The sequence below is a fragment of the Bacteroides sp. 11BF genome, from assembly GCF_019633765.1.
Classification (GTDB): Bacteria; Bacteroidota; Bacteroidia; order Bacteroidales; family Bacteroidaceae; genus Bacteroides; species Bacteroides hominis.
In genome coordinates, this window is sequence record NZ_JAFKPJ010000094.1 from 1 (window position 1) to 386 (window position 386).

General features: G+C 44.0%; 1 protein-coding gene. It reads right to left on the minus strand.

The window, feature by feature from the left end; genetic code table 11:
- A partial coding sequence (locus JZY04_RS21115) for a UpxZ family transcription anti-terminator antagonist (RefSeq protein ID WP_217726331.1) occupies positions 1-347 on the minus strand: 347 nt, incomplete at its 3' end.
- Positions 348-386: the final 39 nt, after the last annotated feature.

Sequence of the window (386 nt, forward strand, 5' to 3'; positions counted from 1 at the left end):
TCAAAGACCTCGGCGTAACAGGCTACCAACAAACGGCATTTCAAAAGCGAGACGGGAAGTGTATCCAAGATATCCCAACTACGATTGAGAACCGACTGGATTTTATCTTCCTTATCACCGTGATTATAAATGGTAGCATTATAGCCGGTCAACAAAGCGATACAAAGAGAAGCTTCCTCTTCAAGAGTACGTCCGTGTGAACCGAAAAGATGCTCACAACGATGATACACATCCGTATTTAACTGACGGAAACGGTCGGAGTAGATGGGTTCGCCATCCAGACCTAAATGGAGAAGTTCGTGCGAAACAGCGCACAAAGAATCGATTTCTGATTGCAAAGACAACATGGTGATTTATTTACGTATTGGAATATGCACCACAGAGGG